Here is a 19,731-nt window from a genome sequence, read left to right on the forward strand (position 1 = left end):
GCCCGCGGACCTGCGCGACCGTCGACGAACGTTTCGCCGAGCTGTCGGTGTTTCGTGGCTCGCTGCCGTCATGAATGCGCCCCGTCTTTTAGATCCTCGCTACACACGCAAGCGGGGAGAGCAGAAGTCACCCGAGCAACGTGTAGGCGTCGTCAGTATATTCAGGCATCTTGTTTCGGTGCCGACAGAGCCCGCAATGCTCCGCGCACTCGGGCGACATAAGCATCCACGCTGAAGGCCTTTCGCCAGAAGGCGCGCGCCTCTGCGCGCCCCTCGTCGGTCCGATCCGCGAGCGCCTCGAGCTGCGGGAGCACGCTTTCGCCAGGCACCAGAGGGCGCACGAAGGTGCCGTCCACGTATCCCGTCATGCCGATCGTGTCCGAGGTGAGAACGCGCAACCCGGATTCGAGGGCGCCGACCGTGACCATGTGTCCGGCGGCGCGGTCCGACGGCACGAGCGGAAGGAACACCACGTCGGCCTCGCTGAGAAGGATGCCGAAGCGGTCCGGGCTCACACGGCCAGTGTGTTCGATGCGCCGGTTGCCGTCCAACCAAGAGGACGGGTCTTCGTTGCCCACGACCGTCAAGACGATGGGCGCCGAGCTCGATCGGATCTCTCGTTCGAGCTGATCGATGGCAGCCGTGTCGCGGTCGGAGGAGCCGCCGACGAAGATGTGCAGGACATCGTCACCGCGATCGCTGGATTCGGGATATCCGAACGTGTTGCCATAGATGACCGGCATCGCACGTCCTCCCGCGGCCGTCCAGGCTTCGGCTTCGACGGTGACGGTGGTGATGACGGGCGAGTCTCGAAGAACGAGCCGCAACAGCTTGAAGCTGCGCGAGCCAGCGACCGCATAGATTCCCGTCACGGCAACGCGTCGTCGCAGAGTCGCTTTCAGCGCGACGGCTATCCACGGGTTCGTGGCGAGAAAGGGGCTCCGCGCGCCCACGGCGAGCGCTTTGAGAGCGACGAGAGCGGAGTCGAGCCCGAGACCGAGTGCTCGAGAGCCGAAGCGCGAGCCGCTGGGAGCGGCGCCTGTCAGACGGACCGTCCGCACGAGTCCGAGACCTTCTCGCCAGGCGCGTTCCTTGGACTCGGTTGCCCGGCCCAGGACGACAAGAGTGAGACCACGCTTCGTCACGATGCGAGCCCCTTTCGCCACGCCTCGACGCACCGCGCGCGCCAGGATCGAGCGGCGGCCTCAGCCTGCGACCTTCCCGACCTAATCGCCACCTGCACCGCATCGCTCCACTTCTGGCCGGGCGACACCAGCAAGTCGGAATCACCGCCGAAGAGGTCATCCAGCGAGCTCCCGCTCACACCCACGACGGGGACTGCGCTTTCGAGTGCCCTGAATGCAACACCGCTCTGGAAGAACCTCTTGTAGGGAATCACGACGGCAGCGCTTTCGGCGATGACTTCGTCCATTTCCTGCTCCGAGATGAATCGCGCATCCACACGCCAGCCGGGAACATCCGGCCATCCGCGGCCGTGCACGTTCAACTCGACCTCCCCCGCCATCCCCTCGGCGATCTCTTCGAGGGCGGCAAGATCGCGATCCTTTTTGTACTGCCCGAGGACACTTACGATCGGCATCGCTCCCGGACGCGGAGCCGTCGGAGTGGGGTCGAAGATCGGATGCGGAAGGGTCTCGACCGATCCCTGCCATCCGCTTGCCTCGATAGCCGACGAAGCCGCAGCGCTGTGGGAGACGAGGGTGGAGGACCGCGCGAACAACCCGGCGAGGCCGCGGCTGATGCGGTCATAACCGACCGCGTGCACGAGGGGCTCGGGGTCGTGCATGATGAGCCGGCTTCGCGTGCCGACGATCGCTCGGATGAGGATCACATCGAGATAGCCGAGCACCGGCCACAACACGACGACGCTGGTTGCCGCCGAGCTGCGCCTACGTGCGGACACGAGCGCGCGGATGTAATTCCGCACCCAATCGAGCTTGCTCCCGCCACCCGCGGATGGCTCGAAGACTCGCAAGCGTTCCACCCGAGCGCCGCCCGCTCGCAGGACACTCGTCAGCGATTCCTCGTAGTGGAGCAGCGTGCCGCCGAGCGGGTTGAGCACGATGACGTGTGGTTCTACCTCGGAGCTTGCGACGCGGGCGCCCAGACCGCGCCCTAGCTGCACGATGCCGTTCACGTCGCGCTTTTTCAGGGCTAACGACAGAGCCCGACGCGCGACGGCTGCGGGAACCGCGATCTTCGAGGTGAACCGCTCGGGGTGCTTCTGGAAGAGCAAGCGAAGGTTTCTCGCAAAGTAGAAGGGCGGCACTCCCCCGGAGCTCTGCCAAACGGATGTTCCGGGCACCCACAGCAGCTGATGCCCGGCTCGCGTCAGCCGGAGGTGAAGGTCCGTCTCCTCCATATAGAGGAAGAAGCTCTCGTCGAACCGGAGTTCATCCAACAGCGCCGAGCGGTACAGCACGAATGCGCCGTCGAGCCATTCTCGGGACTGCGGCGGACCATCCATTGTGGGCGCGCGCAACTCGCCGAACGATTCGTGGGCGGGAAGCGAGAACCGTCCGCTGAAAGTTCCGCCTTCCGACCAGATCTGCGCGCCGTCATCCCCCGTGACGAGTGTGGGACCCGCTGCCGCAGCGCTGGGCTCGCTTTCGAGAGCGTCGATGAGGCGTTGGATATCGCCCGACGTCGGCAACACTTCGTGCGTGGCCACCAGGGTGTAAGCCGGCAATTCAGGTCGCACCCGCTTCAGGTGATCGAGCGCATGATTGATCGCCGCTCCATAGCCACCGTTCGAGGTGAAGAGGATGGAGGTGCCGCCCGGCAGCGCCTCGGCAAGCTCCTCCCGGCGCGCGGGCTCTTCACTGGTGTCGACGACCGTCAGCGTGTCCGTCGTGAATCCCTCGGCGAGAAGAGTGCTCACCGTTTCAGCAACGGTCTCGTAGCTGCGGTAGTGGACGACGATCGCCTCAGCGTTCGACAGAACCATGGTTGCTCTCCTTGCTGCCGGTTGGCGAAAGACCTTTCGACGTCGAGGTCATGAGTTGAGCCACGCATCCGCCTCTATTCGCCCCAGAACGGACGGCAATGATCCGAGGACCGACGCCCGGTCGAGGGGATGCTCGAGCGCTCCGATGATGGCACGAGAAAGCGCAGTGTGGTCGCGACGATCGGCCGAGACCACGTGGTGTCCTGTTGAGAGCAACCATTCCGCGAGGCCCGTCTCAGACGTCGTCACGATAGTGAGACCGGTGCTCAATGCTTCGGAGATGGGAAGCCCGATCTGTTCCCGCCAGCGACCGTCCCGCTGAGACGGCGCTACGAGGACGGAGGCCTCTTGCAACCTGCGGAGCACTGTGGCGTGGTCCAGCGCGCCCGAAGAGATGCGCTGACTCTCGTTCTGGCGGCACCACTCCGTCACCGCACCGCCGAGCGGACCGTCGCCGACGATCTCGAGGACAGCACCGGGCACAGCCTCTTCGACAGCGGGCCAGGCATCCATCAAACGCTCGATGCCCTTTCTGTCTTCGAGTCGGCCGACGAAGACCGCCCGCCCGGGCTGGGCTTCATCGTTGACGATCGAACGCGGTGCAGGGAGTTCGAGGAACGTGCGACTCGTGACGCCACGAAGGAATGGGATGGACTCGTAGGTCTCACGCGCGCCGTCGCTGCCGTAAGCGAGACGCCCATAAACGGCGCGAGCGGAGAGACCGAATGCGGCAACGGCGATCCTTCGCACGAGGGCCGGAACGCTTCGGCCCGAGAACAAGAGCGCATCGATGTCATTGTTCTCGATGCTGTAGGCCGAGGCGGAACGTCGTTTGCCTTGAAGGAGGCCCGATACGCGCCATACGACACCCAGGACGAAGTTGCCGGGGTAGTACCGCAGCCAGAGGGGCTCGGGTAGTTCTAGCTTCTTCGCTCGACTCCGGGCAACTCTGACGATCGCCTGCAGCAGGCTGACTGGAACGAACTCATGCCCGGGCGGGGTGGCCCCGAGATCGTACTTTCGAGAGAAGTAGAGGGTTGTGCCCGGCAGCATGTCCGTCGCGCGCTCGATATGCGCGGCACGCAACTCAGGGAAGACCCGGAGCAGCGGCGCTTCAGCGCTCAACGACGGCCGCCCCGTCGGGCCTGCATGGCGGAGTCCAGGAGATCGCTATATTTCTGACACACGCCCCTCCACGAGTAGACATCTTCGGCCCGAGCAATGCTCAGAGCGCTTTGTGCCTCAAGGTCGACACCCCCCGACATGAAGGAGCGCAGTGCCTGTTCGATTGCCCGGGGGTTCGGTGCGGTCAGCAAGCCGGCACCGCCCAGTACTTCTCGGTTGTAGACCGTGTCGCGGGCCACGACGGGCGCGCCCGCCGCCATTGCCTGCACCAGTGCAGGGTTGGTTCCACCGACGCTGTGGCCGTGGAAGTAGGCGCCGGCGTGCTGCCAGAGGCTGAGCAGCCGCCTGTCGTCACTGAGGTGGCCCAGCCAGTGAACATTGCTGTGTTTCGACGCGAGGGCAGCGACGGCCTCTTCGATCGGGCCGCCATAGCCAGACGACCCGACGATGACCACGGGAGTATCGGTCGCGAGGTTGCGCGCCGCTTCGATGAACTCGTTGATGGTGTTCTCGGGGACGAATCGAGCGACGACCAGGACATAGCCCCGATGCTGAAGACCGGGTTCGACCGGCAGCTCCTCGACCAGGTCGCCGCCATACGGAATGAACGTGCCGTCCCGCTTGAAGTCGGCTTTCCAGCGGCGCGCGATCTCGTGCGAGTCGTAGACCATCTCCGAGCCGATCTTTGCCGTCATCTTGGCGCCGCCGCGGAAAACCGCTTTCGCCGCGCGACCCCACTTGTCGCGGTCCCATTCGATGCCGTCGACGTTGACGACTGTAGGGATGCCCCGAGCCTTTAGGAGAGGCAGGAAGTAACCGTTCGCGACATTCATCACGAGGGCCACATCGGGCTTCTTCACGAGTGCGTGAGCCGAAGCAGTGAGGCCGTAGCTCAACGTGCTGACCGACTTCGTCTCGACACCGCGGGTCATGACGGTGTTCACGCGTTTGTCGAGTGCCGGGTCATCCGTTCGCACTGCGCCCGGGCGACCGTAGACCGTGACATCCCAGCCGTCGTCGACCAGGAAAGGAGCCAACATGCGCACGGCGGTCTCGAAGCCGCCGTAATAGCTGGGGTAACCGCGCGTGCCGATGATCGCTACTGACTTGCGTGACATGCAGTTAGGCCTCAGATTTTTCTCGGTTGGCGGGCATTGCTAGTAGGCGCCGTCTCGCCCGGCGACGGCCTTGAAGGTGCGCCACAGGATGATGATGTCGCCCGTGATGGACCAGTTCTCGACGTAGTAGAGGTCGAGGCGCACACTGTCCTCCCACGAGAGGTTGGAGCGGCCCGAGACCTGCCAGAGGCCGGTGACGCCCGGTTTGACGAGGAAGCGGCGGTGCACGTGCTTCTCGTAGGACGAGACCTCGGATTCGAGGGGTGGGCGGGGGCCGACGAGGGACATGCTGCCGCCGAAGACGTTGAAGAGTTGGGGCAGCTCGTCGAGGGAGTAGCGGCGCAGCACCTTGCCGATGCGCGTGATGCGGGGGTCGTCCTTCATCTTGAAGAGGACCTCGTTGCCGGCGCCCCGGGATTCGGCTTGCAGGGCGGGGAGGAGGGCTTCGGCATCCGTGACCATGCTGCGGAATTTGAGCATCGAGAACATGCTGCCGCGAATGCCCACGCGCTGCTGGCGGAACAGCACCGGGCCCGGGCTGGTGAGGCGCACCGTGAGGGCGATGACGGCGAGCACGGGCGAGAGCACCAGAATGAGCAGGCCCGAGGCGAGGATGTCGAAGAGGCGTTTCGCCACCTGCTTGCGGCCCTCATAGCGCGGCGTCTCTACGTGAATCAGCGGCAGGCCGGCCACGGGGCGGGTGTGGATGCGGGGGCCACCCAGGTCGGTCAGCGCGGGCGCCACGACGAGGTGTTGGCGGCCGGGCTCGAGGTTCCAGCTGAGCTCGCGCACCTTCTGGGGCGACAGCTCATCGGACGACGTGATCACCAGGGTGTCGGCGCCCGTGGCATCCATGGCTTCCATCACCGAATCGACGTTGCCCGAGACGGGGATGGTGGTGCCGGGCAGATAGTCGGCGACACGGCCCGATGGAATGCAGGCGCCCACCACGCGGTAGCCGGCGGCCGGCTGACGCTGCAGTTCGCGGGCGATATGCGACGTGGACTCCTCGCTGCCGACCAGCAGCACCTGCGACGAATACGCGCCGCGCGCCCGCTGCACACCCAGCCACTGCCGCCACATCCAGCGCGAGAACATGAGCACGACCATGCCCACCGGAAAAGCGATGAGGATGTAGCCGCGGGCCAGGTCGATCTTGAACAGGAACGCGATGATGGCCACGAGACCGAACCAGCGCACGGATGCATCGGCGATCAGTTTGTATTCGGCGACGCCCACGCCGACCACGCGATAGCCGCGGCTGCCGAAAGCGGTGAGCGAGATCATCCAGCCGACGATGATGGCCAACGAGATAGCCGTGTAGCTGACGACCGTGCCGGCCAGGTCGCCCACGAAGTTGGCGTTGGCGGTGTCGTAGCCGAAGTAGCCGATCTGCACGCCGAAGACCACCCAGACGAGCACGAGCAGGTCACTGAAGACGAGGCGGGAGCCGTAGGCCGAACGCCAGTTGCGGGCGGCGGCGCGGGCGGCCGAGAGGGTGCCGGGGAGGCCGGAGGGGCGGCCTGCGTCGGGGCCGTCGGGGGTGGATGCCGAGGCGGCGGCGGCAGCACCCTCGGAGCCGAAGCCCGATGTGGGGGCAGCGGTGGCGTCGGCGCTGGCGTCGTCGAAGGTGCCGGGCCGACCGGCGGCGGGCGAGGCGGCCGATGCGTGTGACCCAGACTGCGCGGCAGACGCAGCACGGTCACGTGCTGTCGTCGAAACGTCCTCGATCATGGTGTCCCCGCTGTGGTGGTGCTGAGTTCGTCAACGTTGACCGGTTTGCCAACCATATCTGGCGCTATGGCTGGAGATATGAGCGTTAATGCACCTTTAATACTTCGGCACATGCTGGTCATACAACAAGTGTCCGAAGAGGGGACATACGCGCCCATTGCGACCCCCGAAGAGGTTACATAGCGTGAGAATCAGTTTAGTACGTGCACGGTCTGATATTCCGTCCGAAATGACACAGAACGCAGTGTAAGCGCACACATCACCCCGCAACGGGGGGAACGACCTACCAGGTTGCCCCGCCGTCGGACGAGACATAGCTGGCGGCGTTCGACCAGAGCCACAGCGACCCCATCGACTCCGAGATGGCGACCTCGGCGGGCGATGTTTCGGCGGCCAGACATCCGACCGGGGTCAGGCGCGCACCCGAGAGATCAGCGGGCAGCGTGGCGATCGAGAGGCCCGCGCACCCCTGCACGCCCGCGCGCACGACGGTGAGACCATCCGACGTGGATGTCGCGGCCAACGCCCCGGCAACCTGCGCGCTCGACCACGCGCCGTCTGACTGCTGCGACAGAAGCTGGTCGGTGCACAACACCGTGAGATTCGCGGTGCCCGGAACGACCTGGCGCGGGTTGGGGCACGGCGGCGTGACGGGTCCGGCGGGCGTCTGCACGACCGTGGGCTGGGCCGGGTCGATGTAGGTGGCGGCGGCGAGCTCGGCCGCGTTGGCCGACCACGTGCTGCCGGCCGAGAACGTGCGGAACGCCTCGAGCGTGCAGTCGTCGCCCGTGGTGCCGACCACGGCGGCCGAGGAGGCACCGAGCGACGTGAAGCGGAAGATCTGGCGCAGGTCGAGGGATGCCGCGGGCACGTTGACCCAGGTGACGCCGCCGTCGGTCGTGCGCTCGATCACGCCGGCGCCCGTGGGGCACGAGCCCTGCGTGGCCCGCCAGGCGGACGTGCCGTTGTCGGCGGCGATGAAGCGGGTGGCCGGCAGGGTGTCATCGACGGCGCCGGGGGCACCCGTCGCCGGAGCTCCCGAGCCCGAACCCGAACCGGCGCCACCGGAGCCCGGAGCCGGGGTGGCCGGGGTCGCGGGCGTGTCGGTGAACGTGGGGATGGGGCGGGACGTCGACACATCGGCCGGCGTGCGGTTCTGCGCCAACGCCAGAGCGATGACGACGACGTCGATGACGAGGAACAACGCCACGCCGACGATCAACCAGGTGCGCCACCGCGGCTGATCCGACGAACCGCCGTCGCGACGCCACAGCGACCGCGGCGCCCCCGAACGCTTACCCCGTGCCATGCGCGCCGTCCGCTACTTCGCGGCTCGCGCGAACGCGGCCGTGATCGTGGCGACCGAGGAGTCGAGCTCGTCGGCGACCTCGGCATAGACGGCCTCGGACTGGCGGTAGGGGTCGACGACGTCATCGATCGTGGGGTCTTCGGGCGGCAGGGCGAAACCGCGCTGCGCCGCCACCGACATCACGAGGTCGGAGAGCGAGCGGATGGCGCGCCACTCCCCCTCCTCCAGCGAGTCGACCAGCCGCGCGAACTGGCGGATGGTGAACGTGTAGCGCGACGCGCGCGGCAGCAGCGAGACGACCTCGCTGCGGTGCGCGCGCGTGGCGACGAGCACGAGGTCGGCGGCCGAGACGAGGCCCTCGGTGAGCTGCGTCGAGCGGTGCGCCTTGGGGGCCACTCCGTGCGCGTTGAGCTGCGCGGCCGTCTCGGGCGTGAGATCGTGACCGACCATGGCCTGGGTGCCCGCGCTCGACACGTGCGCCGCGATGCCCGCCTGCAGGAAGGCCGACTCGAGCATCTGCTCGGCCATCGGCGAGCGGCAGATGTTGCCGGTGCAGACGGTGAGAACGCGCAAAGCAGGAACCTTCACAGTGGGTAGTACACGGATTGCGTCAGACACGAGCGAAACCTTTCCCGAACTTCATCCCAGGGTAGAACTGCGCGCTGCACCGCGGGTGAACGGGCTGGCTGGCGGACGCCCGACGCGGTGCGCGGCATCGCGCGAACAAGGTGTGTGACGGGCTAGGCGCCCTTGGTGGTGGTCTTCTTGGAGGGGGTGGGCTTGGCGGGGCGCGAACCGTCTTCGGCCACGGCCGACTGGTCGACCGTCTCTTCGTCGCCGTAGCCATACCCGTAGGCGTAGCCGTAGCGGCCATATCCGTAGGCGTCGGGGCCCTTGGTGGGCAGCATCGTCAGCACGAGGCCCGAGATCGGCGCCCCCACGTTCTCGAGCGCCGAGACGGCGCCCTTGAGCTGGTTCTTGTGCGTGTGACCCGCGGCGACCACGAGGATCGAGCCGCCGACGCTCTTCGAGAGGATGGCCGCGTCGGTGACGGGCAGAAGCGGCGGCGCGTCGAAGATGACGGCGTCGAACTCGCGGTTGAACAGGGCGACGAGGTCGGCCATGGCCGACGAGCCCAGCAACTCGGACGGGTTCGGCGGGATCTTGCCGGCCGGCAGCACGAAGAGCTTCGAGCGGCCCCACGGCTGCACCACGTCGAGCAGTTCGGCGCGGCCGATGAGCACATCGGTGATGCCGACGGCGCCCTCGAGGCCCATGTACTCGGCCACCTTCGGGCGGCGCAGGTCGGCGTCGACGAGCAGCACGCGGGCACCCGAGTCGGCCAGCGAGATGGCCAGGTTGGCGGCCGTCGTGCTCTTGCCCTCGGACTGCACCGAGCTCGTGACCACGAAGCTGCGGTCCTCTGAGCCAATATCGAGGAACGACAGGTTGGTGCGCAGCGTTCGGAACGACTCGGCCCGCGGGCTGCGCGGATCGGCCTGCACGATGAGGGGGCGCGTCTTGGCCTTGGGGTCGAACGCGATGCCGCCGATGATGGGGGCATCGGTGAGCTGGGCCACGTCGCGCTCGTTGCGCACGCGGTTGTCGAGGGTCTCGCGCAGCACCGCGATGGCGAGGCCGAGGGCCAGGCCGACGAGCGCGCCGAGGGCGACGTTGAGCGGAACCTTGGGACTGACGGGCGACTGCGGCACCGGGGCATCCTGCACGCGCGTGAGCTTCACGGGGCTGGTGTTCTCGCTGCCGGCCTCGGGGGCCTCGATGTCTTGCACAACGGCTGTGAGCGACTGTGAGATGGCATTGGCCAGGTCGGCGGCGAGCACCGGGTCTTCGTTCGACACGCTGATCTCGATGAGAGTGGTGTCGAGAGGAGCAGAGGCCGAGACGGCCGACGCCAAGTCATCCGACGTCATGTTGAGCTCGAGGGCCGCGATGACGGGCTGCAGCACGATGGGGGTCGTCACCAGGTCGGAGTAGGTCTTGACCCGCTGCACCGTGAACGAGTTGCCCTGCGCCAGATCGGAGACGTTCTGCCCCGACGACGTGCTCACGAAGACCTTCGTGGATGCCGTGTACATGGGTTTCTGCAGCAGAGAGAACGTGGCCGCCGCCGCCACACCCACGAGGGTGAGCAACACGATGAGCAACCAACTCTTGCGCAGGATACGGATGTAGTCGCGAAGCTCCACTCGAGCGTCCTCCCCTATTGAACGAGCGGGCAGAACGTGAGAACGCCCGGGTTCATGATCCCACACGGCGGGTGGATGCGCGCATTTGGCGGGTTACAAGCAGGTTAACCCCGCCAGCCACACCCACAGGAGGGGGCCGAACCCCTACATTGGTGACATGGATGCCGCCACGTCACGACCCCTCGCCACGCCCCGCGTGCCGCGCTGGGGTGCCACTGACGCGGCCATCGGTGTGGGATTGGCGCTCGTTTTCGCCGCCCTCCTGCCCCTCATCCTCACCTCCGGGTGGACGACCACCATCGGCGTCGCCACGTTCCTCAGCTATCTGGTGGTGTGGGTTCCGCTGCTCGGCGCCGTGCTCATCGCCTCGTTCCTGCGGGGGCGCCGCTCGCTCACCGCGGACTTCGGACTGCGCTTCCGGTTCATCGACATCCTGTGGGGCCTCGGCGTGGGGCTGCTCGCGCGCGTCGCCGCCAGCCTCATCGAGATCGCCTTCTACGGGCGCATGAGCATCGGCTATGTCACCATCGGCGAGGTCGAATACAACGCGGTCTGGGTGTTCGGCACGCTGTTGGCGCCCATCGTGTTGGCACCGCTGATCGAAGAGCTGTTCTTCCGCGGGCTGCTGCAGCGTTCTATCTATAACGGGGCCGTCGCGGCATCGCGAGACGGGCTCACGGATGACGCGGCCGGCGACCTCGCAACGGCCACCGCCCCCGTGGTGCTGGCCGCGACCGGCCCTCAGCCCACCACCGGCCTCGGCCACACCGCCTCGGCGCTCGACCACGCGCACCGGGATGCCTCGCACACCCACCCGCATCCGACCCTTGCCGATGCGGCCGCCCTGGCCGCGGCCCGCCCCGTCGGCGTCTCGCGCGACCGTCGCCGCGCCACCGTGACGGCCATCATCGCCTCGTCGGTCGTCTTCGCGGTGGTGCACGTGCTGCAGACGCAGTTCGGCGTGGGCATGTGGTCGGTCGGGCTCTCGACCCTCATCCTCGGCCTCGGCACCGGGGCCCTCGCGGCCTACACCGGGCGCCTCGGCGGCGCCATCATCGCGCACGCCACGTTCAACGGGCTCATCATTATCGCGGGGCTCACGGCTGCTTAGGCCTCTCGGCCCGCATCGATGCCGCTAGGCGTCGGTTGCGCGGGCGCGGTAGGCGGCGACGGCCTCGGCCGTGTCTTCGATGATGAGGTCGGCGTTGATCTGGGCGGCCGCGAAGTTGCCCGCGGCGACCGCGGTCGAGACCTGGGTGCGCAGCTCGGAGACGTTGCCAATGGCCCAGACGCCGGGGATGCCGGTGGCGCCCGCCTCGTCGACCGCGACGAACGTGCCCATACCCGTCGGGTGGTCGGTGGGGACGACTCCGAGGGGCGCGAACGGGGCGATGCGGGCCTCGACGCGGGAGCCGACCGCCAGGGCGTCGAGCGAGAAGGCGGTGCCGTCGGCAAGCGTGACGCCCGACATCCGGCCGTCGTCGTTCAGCGTGACCTCGGCGACGGGGCCGCGCACGACACGGATGCCGCGGGCCGCCAGTTGCTCCCACTGCTCGTCGCTCGGCTCGAAGACGTCATTGAGGAAGAAGGTGAGGTCGGCTGTCCACTGGCGGAACATCCAGGCCTGATGGAACGACAGCGGGCTCGTCGCCAGCACGCCGATGCGGCGGTCGCGCACCTCCCAGCCGTGGCAGTAGGGGCAGTGCAGCACATCCTTGCCCCAGAGCGGCGCGAGGCCCGGGATGTCGGGCAGCACGTCGACGAGACCGGTCGCGATCAGCAGCCGGCGCCCGAGCACCTCGGAACCGTCGTCGAGCGAGGCGACGAAGAGACCGTCGGGGTCGCGGCGCGTGTTGACGACCTGGCCGTCGCGGATGACGCCGCCGTAGTGCTCGACCTCGGCGCGGCCGCGGGTGACGAGCTCGGCGGGCGGGATGCCGTCGCGCGTGAGGTAGCCATGCACGCCCTCGGCGGGCGCGTTGCGGGGCTGGCTGCCGTCGACGATGAGCACGCTGCGGCGGGCGCGGCCGAGGACGAGTCCGGCCGAGAGGCCGGCGGCGCCTCCCCCGACGATGAGGACGTCGACGTCGTTCGGGCGGGCTGCGGTGGGTGCGGTGTCGGGCTGTGAAACGAATGTCATGGTGATCTCCTTCTCCTCCATCCTCGACGGGTCGAGCGCGAGGAGCAAGAGGTCTTGCCGAATGCGCAAGATGGGCGCGAATACGCATTGTGCGCGGGAGAAGCCTGCGTATAGCGGATACTTACGGGTATGGAAACTGAACCTCGGGCGTCAACGGCGACGGCCCACGTTCTCGACGCACTCGTGCACGTGATCGCGCGCGACGGGCTCGAAGCGGCATCGATCGACGGCCTCGCGGCCGAGCTGGACGTGACGGTCGCCGAGCTGACCACGCATTTTCCGTCGAAGGACGAGCTGCTGCAGGCGGCGATGGATCACATCATCGCGGGCTTCCGCCGCCGCTTCGAGGCGATGGAGGCCGCCACGCCGAGCGTGCGGGACAGGTTCGAGCAGATGTGCATGGCGCTGGCCTGCGTGACCGACGACGGGCGCGAGGCCGCCATTGTGTGGCTGTGGTTCGCCGCGAAATCGACCTCGAACGACGCGTTCGCGAAGAACTACCAGGGCGCCTGGAAGCGACTTGAAGAACGGCTCGAAAAGGTCGTCGCCGAGATATACCCCGAATTGCATGCGGGTTCGGAAAGCGCGCTTTTGCTCGCCACCCTCGACGGGATCGCGCTGGCCCGAGCCTCTGAGCCGCCGCGCATGCCGCCGAACCGCGCGGCCTATCTCGTCGAGAACGTGCTGCGCCGGCTCGACGACCGCAGTCTCGGCGCCGAGCGCTACAACGACTGAGCCCCTGCCTCAGAGACCCCGGGTCTGGCGCGGGGTCATGCCGAACTCCGCGCGGAACTGCTCGGTGAAGCGGCCGATGTGCGTGAACCCGGCCCGGCGCGCGATGTCGGCGATCGTGCCATCCTCAGGGGTCGCCCCGCGCAGCGTCGAATACACCGCGTCGAGGCGCACGCGTCGCAGGTAGGCCAGCGGGGTCATATCCATCGAGCGACGGAACGCATTCTGCAGGCCGCGGATGCTGTAACCCGACGCCTCGGCGACCGACGCCACCGTCACCACCCCCGTCGCGTTCTCTTCGATGAAGCGCAGCGCGCGCCGCAGGTTGGCCGGAGCCCACAGCTGCTCGCGCAGGTCGGGGGCATCCATCGTGGTGTTGGGGAAGACGCGCAGCATGGTCGAGGCGAGTTCTTCTCGAGCCTCGGCCCGCTGCAACGGGGTCGGAGTGGGGTTCGCGGCACCGAAGACATCCCGATTCAGGTGTTTGACCATGGCCGCCCACTGGGTGCCGAGGGCCGGGGAGATCGGGTTGACGCCCGTGAACGAGTGCCGGCGGGGGTCGCCGCCCATGAGCCGCACGAGGCGATCGACCTCGCTGACGTCGATCGTGACGATGGCCATGCGCAGATCGCTCCAGCCGACCGTGCAGATGGTGCGCGGGTAAAGCATGGGCTGCGTGACATCGACCGAATCGCGGCCCGTGACGAGGCTCATGCGACCGGCGAGCAGGTGCCCGACGAAGTAGCGGTCCTCGAGCTGCACGTTGCCCTCGGCGCGCGAGTCGAAGGCGACTCGGCTAACCGCGAGCCTGCTGTCCCCCGAAATCGCGTGATCGATGGCGAAACGCTCGGGCTCCTCGGTCGACAGAGACACCGCTGAATAGTGCCGGGCTAGCACCGGCAGGGCCTCTTCGGGATCGCGTGTGCGGAACCGCGAGGCGGTGAAGTCGTCGTTCATATCTCAGACCCATTTTCCCGCGCAATACCCCGGGGAGGCAATATCCAGAATGCGCACAGGGCCTGATGGGCGTGAACGAACTACTGCGGCTTGTGGGCGTAGGTGTAGCGGTAGTAGTCGGCGAGCTTCAGGCCGGATGCCGCATCCTCGTCGACGATGACCGTGGCACGTCGATGCAGCTGCAGCGCCGAGCCCGGCACGAGAGCGGTCAGCGGACCCTCGACCGCCGCCGCGATGGCCGCCGCCTTGCCCGCGCCCTGGGCGACGAGCACGACCTCGCGCGCTTCGAGGATGGTTCCGAGCCCCTGCGTGAGGCAGTGCGTGGGCACCTGGTCGGGACTGTCGAAGAAGCGCGCGTTGTCGAGCCGGGTCTGCGGGGCCAGGGTCTTGATGCGCGTGCGGGATGCGAACGACGACGTGGGCTCGTTGAAACCGATGTGGCCGTTGGCGCCGATGCCGAGGATCTGCAGGTCGATTCCGCCGGCCTGCGCAATGGCCTCGTCGTACTCCTGGGCGGCGCGGTCGAGGTCGTCGGCGCGGCCGTCGGGCACGCGCACGTTCGACGGGTCGAAACCGAGCGGCTCGACGACATCCCGAGTGATGACGCTCGCGTAGGACTCGGGATGCTCGAGCGGCAGGCCCACGTATTCGTCGAGCGCGAAACCGCGCACCCCGGCGAATGAAAGCGAACCCGCCTGCACGCGGCGGTGCAGCTCGGCGTAGACACCCTGCGGGCTCGAGCCGGTGGCGAGGCCGAGGACGGCGTCGGGTTTGCTCGCGACGAGGTCGGCGATGCGGGCGGCGGCGAGCTCGCCGACATCCTGGGCGGTCGGAACGATGATGACTTCCACGTGATTCTCCTGAATACGGTTTCGCTAGACGGAGCGCTCGGAGGGCGAGGCGGCGAGAGCCACGGCCCGCCGCACGTTGCCGTCGGCGAGCGCCAACAATGCCGCGGCCTGCGAGGCGTCACGGTCGGCGAGCAGCATGACGACGGCCGTCTTGGCGTGGTCGCTCGCGGCCTCGAGCGCCCGGTCGGCCCGATCGCGGTCGACGTGCGCGGCCTCGGCCACGATGCGTTGCGCCCGGTCGACGAGTTTGGCGTTGGTGGGGCGCAGGTCGACCATGAGGTTTCCGTAGGCCTTGCCCGTGCGCACCATGCTGGCGGTCGTGAGCATGTTGCAGACGAGCTTCTGGGCGGTGCCGGCCTTCAGGCGCGTGGAGCCCGTGAGCACTTCGGGGCCCGTGAGCACCTCGATCGCGACATCCGCTTCGGCGCTGATGCGGGCGCCGGGGTTGCACGAGATGGCGACCGTTGCGGCCCCCTGCTCGCGCGCATAGCGCAGGCCGCCGATCACATAGGGCGTGCGACCGCTGGCGGCGAGGCCGACGACGACATCGGATGGTCCGACGTGCGCCGCCTCGAGTTCGGTGACGGCGAGCGCCGGATCGTCTTCGGCCCCCTCGACGGCGCGCACGAAGGCGTTCTCGCCGCCCGCGATGAGGCCGAGCACCTCGGAGGGGTCGGTGCCGAACGTGGGCGGGCATTCGACGGCGTCGAGCAGGCCGAGGCGACCGCTCGTGCCGGCGCCGATGTAGATGAGCCGTCCGCCCGCGCGTCGCGCCGCCGCGATGAGGTCGACCGCCTGGGCGATCTGCGGCAGCACACGTCGCACGGCGGGCGCGACGAGCTGGTCTTCGTCGTTCATGACCTCGAGCACGCGCACGGTGTCGAAGGTGTCGAGGTCGGTGGTCTTCGGATTGGGGCCCTCGGTGTAGAGCGAGGCGAGGGAGTCGAGTTCTTCTGAGGACATCTGTGTTCCTTGTTTCACGTTCGGCGAGGTGTGGCCGAGGCAGCCGGTCGGTTGGTCAGCGCTCAAAGCGCAGGCGGCGGGGCGGGCCGGTGAGCACGCGCTCGGGCAGCGACTCCCCCGGCACGATGGCGCCCAGCACGCTCGCGTGACGCGCGCCCGTGCACGACGGCAGCGTTCCGGTCTGGCCGTTGACGGTCAGGAAGCCCAGCACGGCGAACGCGAGCGCCTCCTTCGCGGCCGACGGGAGGCCCAGCGTGTCGCTCGTGACCACGTCGGCGTGCGGCAACTCGGCGCGCAGCATCCCCATCAGCACGGGGTTGTGGGTGCCGCCGCCCGCCACGATCACGCGGTCGGCGCCCCGCACGGCATCGGCCACGGTGCGCGCCGTCAGGGCTGTCAGAGTGGCGACCAGATCCTGGATGCTGGGCGTCTCGTATCCCGCCAGGAATGGCGCGAGATAGCCCAGGTGGAAGAGCTCCTTGCCCGTGGACTTCGGGGCCGGAAGCGCGTAGTAGCCCTCGTCGAGCAGGCGTTCGAGCAGCGCCTCGTCTACGGTGCCGGCGGCCGCGAGTGCGCCGTCGGCGTCGAAGTGCTCGGCGCCCAGCGTGTGTTCTGTGACCACGGCGTCGATGAGGGCGTTGGCGGGGCCGGTGTCGAACGCGATGGGGTCGGCCGAGGGCGACACGAGCGTGGCGTTGGCGATGCCGCCGAGGTTGACGGCGGCGGCTGAACTGCCGGCCAGCCAGAGCGCGTCGATGATGCTCACGAGCGGCGCACCCTGCCCGCCCGCGGCGACGTCGCGCGAACGCAGGTCGGCGACCACGGTGACGCCCGTCTTCTCGGCGATCCAGGCGGGTTGGCCGAGCTGCAGCGTGCCCTCGACGCGGCCGTCCTCGACCCAGTGGTAGAGCGTCTGGCCGTGCGAGACGATGAGGTCGGCGCGGCCGTCGCAGAGTTCGTCGAGGGCGCGGGCCGCGACATCCGCGAACGCCTGGCCGATGCGCGTGTCGAGCCGGCAGACCTCGTCGACCGAGGTGCGCGCGGGCGGCAGCGCGGCCGAGATGGCGGCACGCAGCTCGGGGGCGTAGGGCACGCTGATCAGCCCGAGCGGTGTGACCACGAGCGTGTCACCGTCGACCCGGATGTCGGCTGCCGCGGCGTCGATGGCGTCGTGCGAGGTGCCCGACATCAAGCCGATCACACGGGTGGATGCAGAAGTCATTTGCGCAGCTCCTTGCGGTGGGCGTCGCCCTTGAGCGTGGCGATCGCGATGGCGCTCACGAAGCACGTGGCCATGACGTAGTAGGCCGGCACGTCGATGTTGCCCGTCGCCGCGATGAGCGACGTGATGATGAGTCCCGCGCTGCCCGAGAAGACGGCGTTCGAGATGGAGTAGGCGAGGCCGAGACCCGTGTAACGCACCGTGGTGGGGAACATCTCGGCGAGCATGGCCGGCCCGGGGCCCGCGATGAGGCCGACGGCGAAGCCCGCGACGATGACGGCGAACGAGCGAACCTCGACAGTGGAGTTCGGGTCTTGCAGCAGGTTGAGCAGCGGCAGGGCCAGCACCAGGATGGCGAGCGAGCCCGTGAGCATGACCCAGCGGCGGCCGATGCGGTCGGAGAGCCATCCGGCCGGGAGGATCGCGGCGGCGAAACCGAGGTTGGCGAACACCGTGGCGAGCAGCGCCTGCTGGAACGACGCGTTGAGCGTGCTCTGCAGGTAGGAGGGGATGACGACGAGGAACGTGTAGCCGGCGGCCGACCAGCCCATGAGGCGCGCGATGCCCACGACGATGGCCTTGGCGGTCTCGGCGGCACCGGCACGGATGACGGGGGCGTCGGCCAGGGCGGCGGCATCGGCGCGAGCGGCAGCATCGGCCCCGGCGGGCGCACCGGCTGCCTTCGCCTGCTCCACCTTCTGGAAAGCGGGGGTCTCCTCGAGGTTTAGACGCAAGAGCAGCGCCACGGCACCGAGGGGAAGTGCCACGAGGAAGGCGATGCGCCATCCCCAGGCCGCGAGATCGGCTTCGCTCAGCAGGGTGGCGAGCAGGGCGCTCGTACCGGCACCCGCGAGCAGGCCGAGGGCGACCGTGAAGGACTGCCACGCGCCGTAGATGCCGCGCTTGCCGGCGGGTGCGAACTCGGTCATGACCGACACGGCGCCGCCGAACTCGCCACCGGCCGAGAGGCCCTGCAGAATGCGCACGAGCGTGAGCAGGATGGGCGCCGCGATGCCGATCGAGGCGTAGGTGGGCAGCACGCCGATGAGGGCCGTGGCCACGGACATCATGATGAGCACGATGATGAGCGTGGGTTTGCGGCCGATGCGGTCGCCGATGCGGCCGAAGAGCGCGGCGCCGACGGGGCGGAAGAAGAAGCTGATGGCGAAGGAGGCGTAGGTGGCGATGAGGGCCTCGACCCCCGACTGCTGGCCGCCGCTGAAGAACTGGCTGGCGATGATCGTGGCGAAGAAGCCGTAGATGCCGAATTCATACCATTCGATGAAGTTTCCGACACTGCCGGCGACGATGGCGCGGCGGCGTGCTTTCGGGCTCACGGTGGGAGCGGTGGCGATAGACACGGGGGTACCTCCTTTGGTTCCGGCGGGGATGTCACCAACCGTAGGACATAAAGTTACCTCATTTGTTTCTTCTGTGTAACTTTTGTTCCTCGCGGCCGGACGCGGGACAATAGGCTGGCGATGACACCACCCGCCCCGACGAAAGCGCAGAACATGAATCCACGCAAGGGGCGCCCGGGTTCGCGCACCGTGCTCATCGAGGTTCGCGCCCTGCTGCCCACGCTGCGGCCGGCCGAGCGGCGCATCGCCGAGGCCCTGCTGGCCGACCCCGAGGCGTTCGCGGGGCGATCGATCGGCGAGATCGCCGAGCAGTCTGAGACCTCGACCACAACGGTCGTGCGGTTCACACGGCGCATGGGTTATGAGAAATACCGCGATCTGCGGCAGGACCTGACCGAGCAGAACCTGCGCGAACGGTTGGCGGCCGACGAATCGTCGGTGCCGACATCCGATATCTCGCCGGATGATTCGCTCGCCGATGTGGTGGCCAAGATCGCGGCCACCGAGGCGCGGTCGATCGCGGACACGGCCGAGATCCTCGATATCGACAACCTGCAGGCGGCCGTCGACGCGATCACGGGCGCACGGCGTGTGGATATCTATGGCGTGGGTGCGAGCGCGATCGTGGCCATGGACCTGCAGCGCAAGCTCTCGCGCATCGGGCGGGTGGCGCTCGAATGGTCGGAGGCGCACACCGCCTGGACCGCCGCCGCCGTGCTCGACGCCGACGCCGTGGCGGTGGCGATCTCGCACTCGGGCGCGACGACCGACACCTATGAGTTCTTGCGGCTGGCGAAGGAGTCGGGGGCCGCGACGATCGCGATCACCAACGACGAGAACTCGCCCCTCGCGGGGCTGGCCGACACGGTTTTGCGCACGGCCGCGCGGGAGAGCCCGCTGCGATCGGGGGCGCTCGGAAGCCGCATCGCGCAGTTGCTCGTCGTCGACTGCTTGTTCACCGGGGTGGCGCAGGCCAACTACGAGGCGTCGACCTCGGCCCTGCAGCGCACCTACCGGGCGGTTGCGCGAAGCTGAGCGATCGCG

Annotated in this window: 17 protein-coding genes; 3 read left to right on the forward strand and 14 right to left on the reverse strand. The window is 68.1% G+C overall.

Going from position 1 to position 19,731, the window contains the following annotated elements; genetic code table 11:
- Positions 1–161: 161 nt before the first annotated feature.
- From ACUWEX_RS11465 to ACUWEX_RS11500, 8 genes are all read right to left on the reverse strand, one after another.
- Positions 162–1,145 carry a hypothetical protein gene (locus tag ACUWEX_RS11465; protein WP_445996337.1) on the reverse strand — a complete coding sequence of 328 codons (984 nt, stop codon included), beginning with the start codon at positions 1,143–1,145 and terminating at the stop codon, positions 162–164.
- A complete protein-coding gene (locus tag ACUWEX_RS11470; protein WP_445996338.1) occupies positions 1,142–2,968 on the reverse strand; it encodes a glycosyltransferase in 1,827 nt (608 codons plus the stop codon). Before ACUWEX_RS11470 ends, ACUWEX_RS11465 begins: the two co-directional genes overlap by 4 nt.
- 48 nt (positions 2,969–3,016) lie before the next feature.
- On the reverse strand, positions 3,017–4,093 hold the full coding sequence (locus ACUWEX_RS11475) for a glycosyltransferase family 4 protein (protein WP_445996339.1): 1,077 nt from the start codon (positions 4,091–4,093) through the stop codon (positions 3,017–3,019).
- Positions 4,090–5,211 (reverse strand): glycosyltransferase, encoded by a 1,122-nt coding sequence (locus ACUWEX_RS11480; protein WP_445996340.1) that lies wholly within the window; start codon positions 5,209–5,211, stop codon positions 4,090–4,092. Before ACUWEX_RS11480 ends, ACUWEX_RS11475 begins: the two co-directional genes overlap by 4 nt.
- A 39-nt stretch (positions 5,212–5,250) precedes the next feature.
- Positions 5,251–6,945 carry a sugar transferase gene (locus ACUWEX_RS11485; protein WP_445996341.1) on the reverse strand — a complete coding sequence of 565 codons (1,695 nt, stop codon included), beginning with the start codon at positions 6,943–6,945 and terminating at the stop codon, positions 5,251–5,253.
- Between the two features lie 283 nt (positions 6,946–7,228).
- Positions 7,229–8,254 (reverse strand): hypothetical protein, encoded by a 1,026-nt coding sequence (locus tag ACUWEX_RS11490; protein WP_445996342.1) that lies wholly within the window; start codon positions 8,252–8,254, stop codon positions 7,229–7,231.
- Positions 8,255–8,266: 12 nt separating this feature from the next.
- Positions 8,267–8,872, reverse strand: a complete 606-nt coding sequence (locus ACUWEX_RS11495) for an arsenate reductase/protein-tyrosine-phosphatase family protein (RefSeq protein WP_445996343.1) — start codon at positions 8,870–8,872, stop codon at positions 8,267–8,269.
- 122 nt (positions 8,873–8,994) lie between these two features.
- On the reverse strand, positions 8,995–10,461 hold the full coding sequence (locus ACUWEX_RS11500) for a polysaccharide biosynthesis tyrosine autokinase (RefSeq protein WP_445996344.1): 1,467 nt from the start codon (positions 10,459–10,461) through the stop codon (positions 8,995–8,997).
- Between the two features lie 157 nt (positions 10,462–10,618).
- Between ACUWEX_RS11500 and ACUWEX_RS11505 the strand changes: the two genes are divergently transcribed.
- A complete protein-coding gene (locus tag ACUWEX_RS11505; RefSeq protein ID WP_445996345.1) occupies positions 10,619–11,572 on the forward strand; it encodes a CPBP family intramembrane glutamic endopeptidase in 954 nt (317 codons plus the stop codon).
- A 24-nt stretch (positions 11,573–11,596) separates the two neighbouring features.
- On the opposite strand, the gene ACUWEX_RS11510 is transcribed toward ACUWEX_RS11505, so the two are convergent.
- Positions 11,597–12,601 (reverse strand): NAD(P)/FAD-dependent oxidoreductase, encoded by a 1,005-nt coding sequence (locus ACUWEX_RS11510; protein ID WP_445996346.1) that lies wholly within the window; start codon positions 12,599–12,601, stop codon positions 11,597–11,599.
- 129 nt (positions 12,602–12,730) lie between these two features.
- Here ACUWEX_RS11510 and ACUWEX_RS11515 point away from each other — a divergent pair, with 129 nt between their 5' ends.
- Positions 12,731–13,336, forward strand: a complete 606-nt coding sequence (locus tag ACUWEX_RS11515; protein WP_079728140.1) for a TetR/AcrR family transcriptional regulator — start codon at positions 12,731–12,733, stop codon at positions 13,334–13,336.
- Positions 13,337–13,345: 9 nt separating this feature from the next.
- Here the strand turns inward: ACUWEX_RS11515 and ACUWEX_RS11520 are convergent, their stop codons facing one another.
- The 5 genes from ACUWEX_RS11520 to ACUWEX_RS11540 form a co-directional block, all read right to left on the reverse strand.
- Positions 13,346–14,290, reverse strand: a complete 945-nt coding sequence (locus tag ACUWEX_RS11520) for an AraC family transcriptional regulator (RefSeq protein WP_445996347.1) — start codon at positions 14,288–14,290, stop codon at positions 13,346–13,348.
- Between the two features lie 80 nt (positions 14,291–14,370).
- A complete protein-coding gene (gene nagB / locus ACUWEX_RS11525; RefSeq protein WP_445996348.1) occupies positions 14,371–15,141 on the reverse strand; it encodes a glucosamine-6-phosphate deaminase in 771 nt (256 codons plus the stop codon).
- Positions 15,142–15,165: 24 nt separating this feature from the next.
- A complete protein-coding gene (murQ, locus tag ACUWEX_RS11530; protein WP_445996349.1) occupies positions 15,166–16,104 on the reverse strand; it encodes an N-acetylmuramic acid 6-phosphate etherase in 939 nt (312 codons plus the stop codon).
- Between the two features lie 55 nt (positions 16,105–16,159).
- Positions 16,160–17,326, reverse strand: coding sequence for an anhydro-N-acetylmuramic acid kinase (locus ACUWEX_RS11535; RefSeq protein ID WP_445996350.1), 1,167 nt, complete (start codon positions 17,324–17,326; stop codon positions 16,160–16,162).
- On the reverse strand, positions 17,323–18,687 hold the full coding sequence (locus ACUWEX_RS11540; RefSeq protein WP_200811543.1) for an MFS transporter: 1,365 nt from the start codon (positions 18,685–18,687) through the stop codon (positions 17,323–17,325). The genes ACUWEX_RS11535 and ACUWEX_RS11540 overlap by 4 nt, the downstream gene beginning before the upstream one ends.
- Positions 18,688–18,840: 153 nt before the next feature.
- Between ACUWEX_RS11540 and ACUWEX_RS11545 the strand changes: the two genes are divergently transcribed.
- The gene (locus tag ACUWEX_RS11545; RefSeq protein WP_445996351.1) at positions 18,841–19,722 is read left to right on the forward strand and encodes a MurR/RpiR family transcriptional regulator; all 882 of its coding nucleotides are present in this window, start codon (positions 18,841–18,843) and stop codon (positions 19,720–19,722) included.
- The last annotated feature ends 9 nt before the right edge of the window (positions 19,723–19,731 follow it).

The organism is Okibacterium fritillariae (assembly GCF_052783725.1).

Excerpts from the sequence above, each read along its gene's own strand:
- ACUWEX_RS11490 (WP_445996342.1), bottom strand. The coding sequence starts at position 8,254 with ATGGCACGGGGTAAGCGTTCGGGGGCGCCGCGGTCGCTGTGGCGTCGC.
- ACUWEX_RS11485 (WP_445996341.1), bottom strand. The coding sequence starts at position 6,945 with ATGATCGAGGACGTTTCGACGACAGCACGTGACCGTGCTGCGTCTGCC.
- ACUWEX_RS11510 (WP_445996346.1), bottom strand. The coding sequence starts at position 12,601 with ATGACATTCGTTTCACAGCCCGACACCGCACCCACCGCAGCCCGCCCG.
- ACUWEX_RS11480 (WP_445996340.1), bottom strand. The coding sequence starts at position 5,211 with ATGTCACGCAAGTCAGTAGCGATCATCGGCACGCGCGGTTACCCCAGC.
- ACUWEX_RS11520 (WP_445996347.1), bottom strand. The coding sequence starts at position 14,290 with ATGAACGACGACTTCACCGCCTCGCGGTTCCGCACACGCGATCCCGAA.
- ACUWEX_RS11515 (WP_079728140.1), top strand. The coding sequence starts at position 12,731 with ATGGAAACTGAACCTCGGGCGTCAACGGCGACGGCCCACGTTCTCGAC.
- murQ (WP_445996349.1), bottom strand. The coding sequence starts at position 16,104 with ATGTCCTCAGAAGAACTCGACTCCCTCGCCTCGCTCTACACCGAGGGC.
- ACUWEX_RS11545 (WP_445996351.1), top strand. The coding sequence starts at position 18,841 with ATGAATCCACGCAAGGGGCGCCCGGGTTCGCGCACCGTGCTCATCGAG.
- ACUWEX_RS11535 (WP_445996350.1), bottom strand. The coding sequence starts at position 17,326 with ATGACTTCTGCATCCACCCGTGTGATCGGCTTGATGTCGGGCACCTCG.
- ACUWEX_RS11505 (WP_445996345.1), top strand. The coding sequence starts at position 10,619 with ATGGATGCCGCCACGTCACGACCCCTCGCCACGCCCCGCGTGCCGCGC.
- ACUWEX_RS11470 (WP_445996338.1), bottom strand. The coding sequence starts at position 2,968 with ATGGTTCTGTCGAACGCTGAGGCGATCGTCGTCCACTACCGCAGCTAC.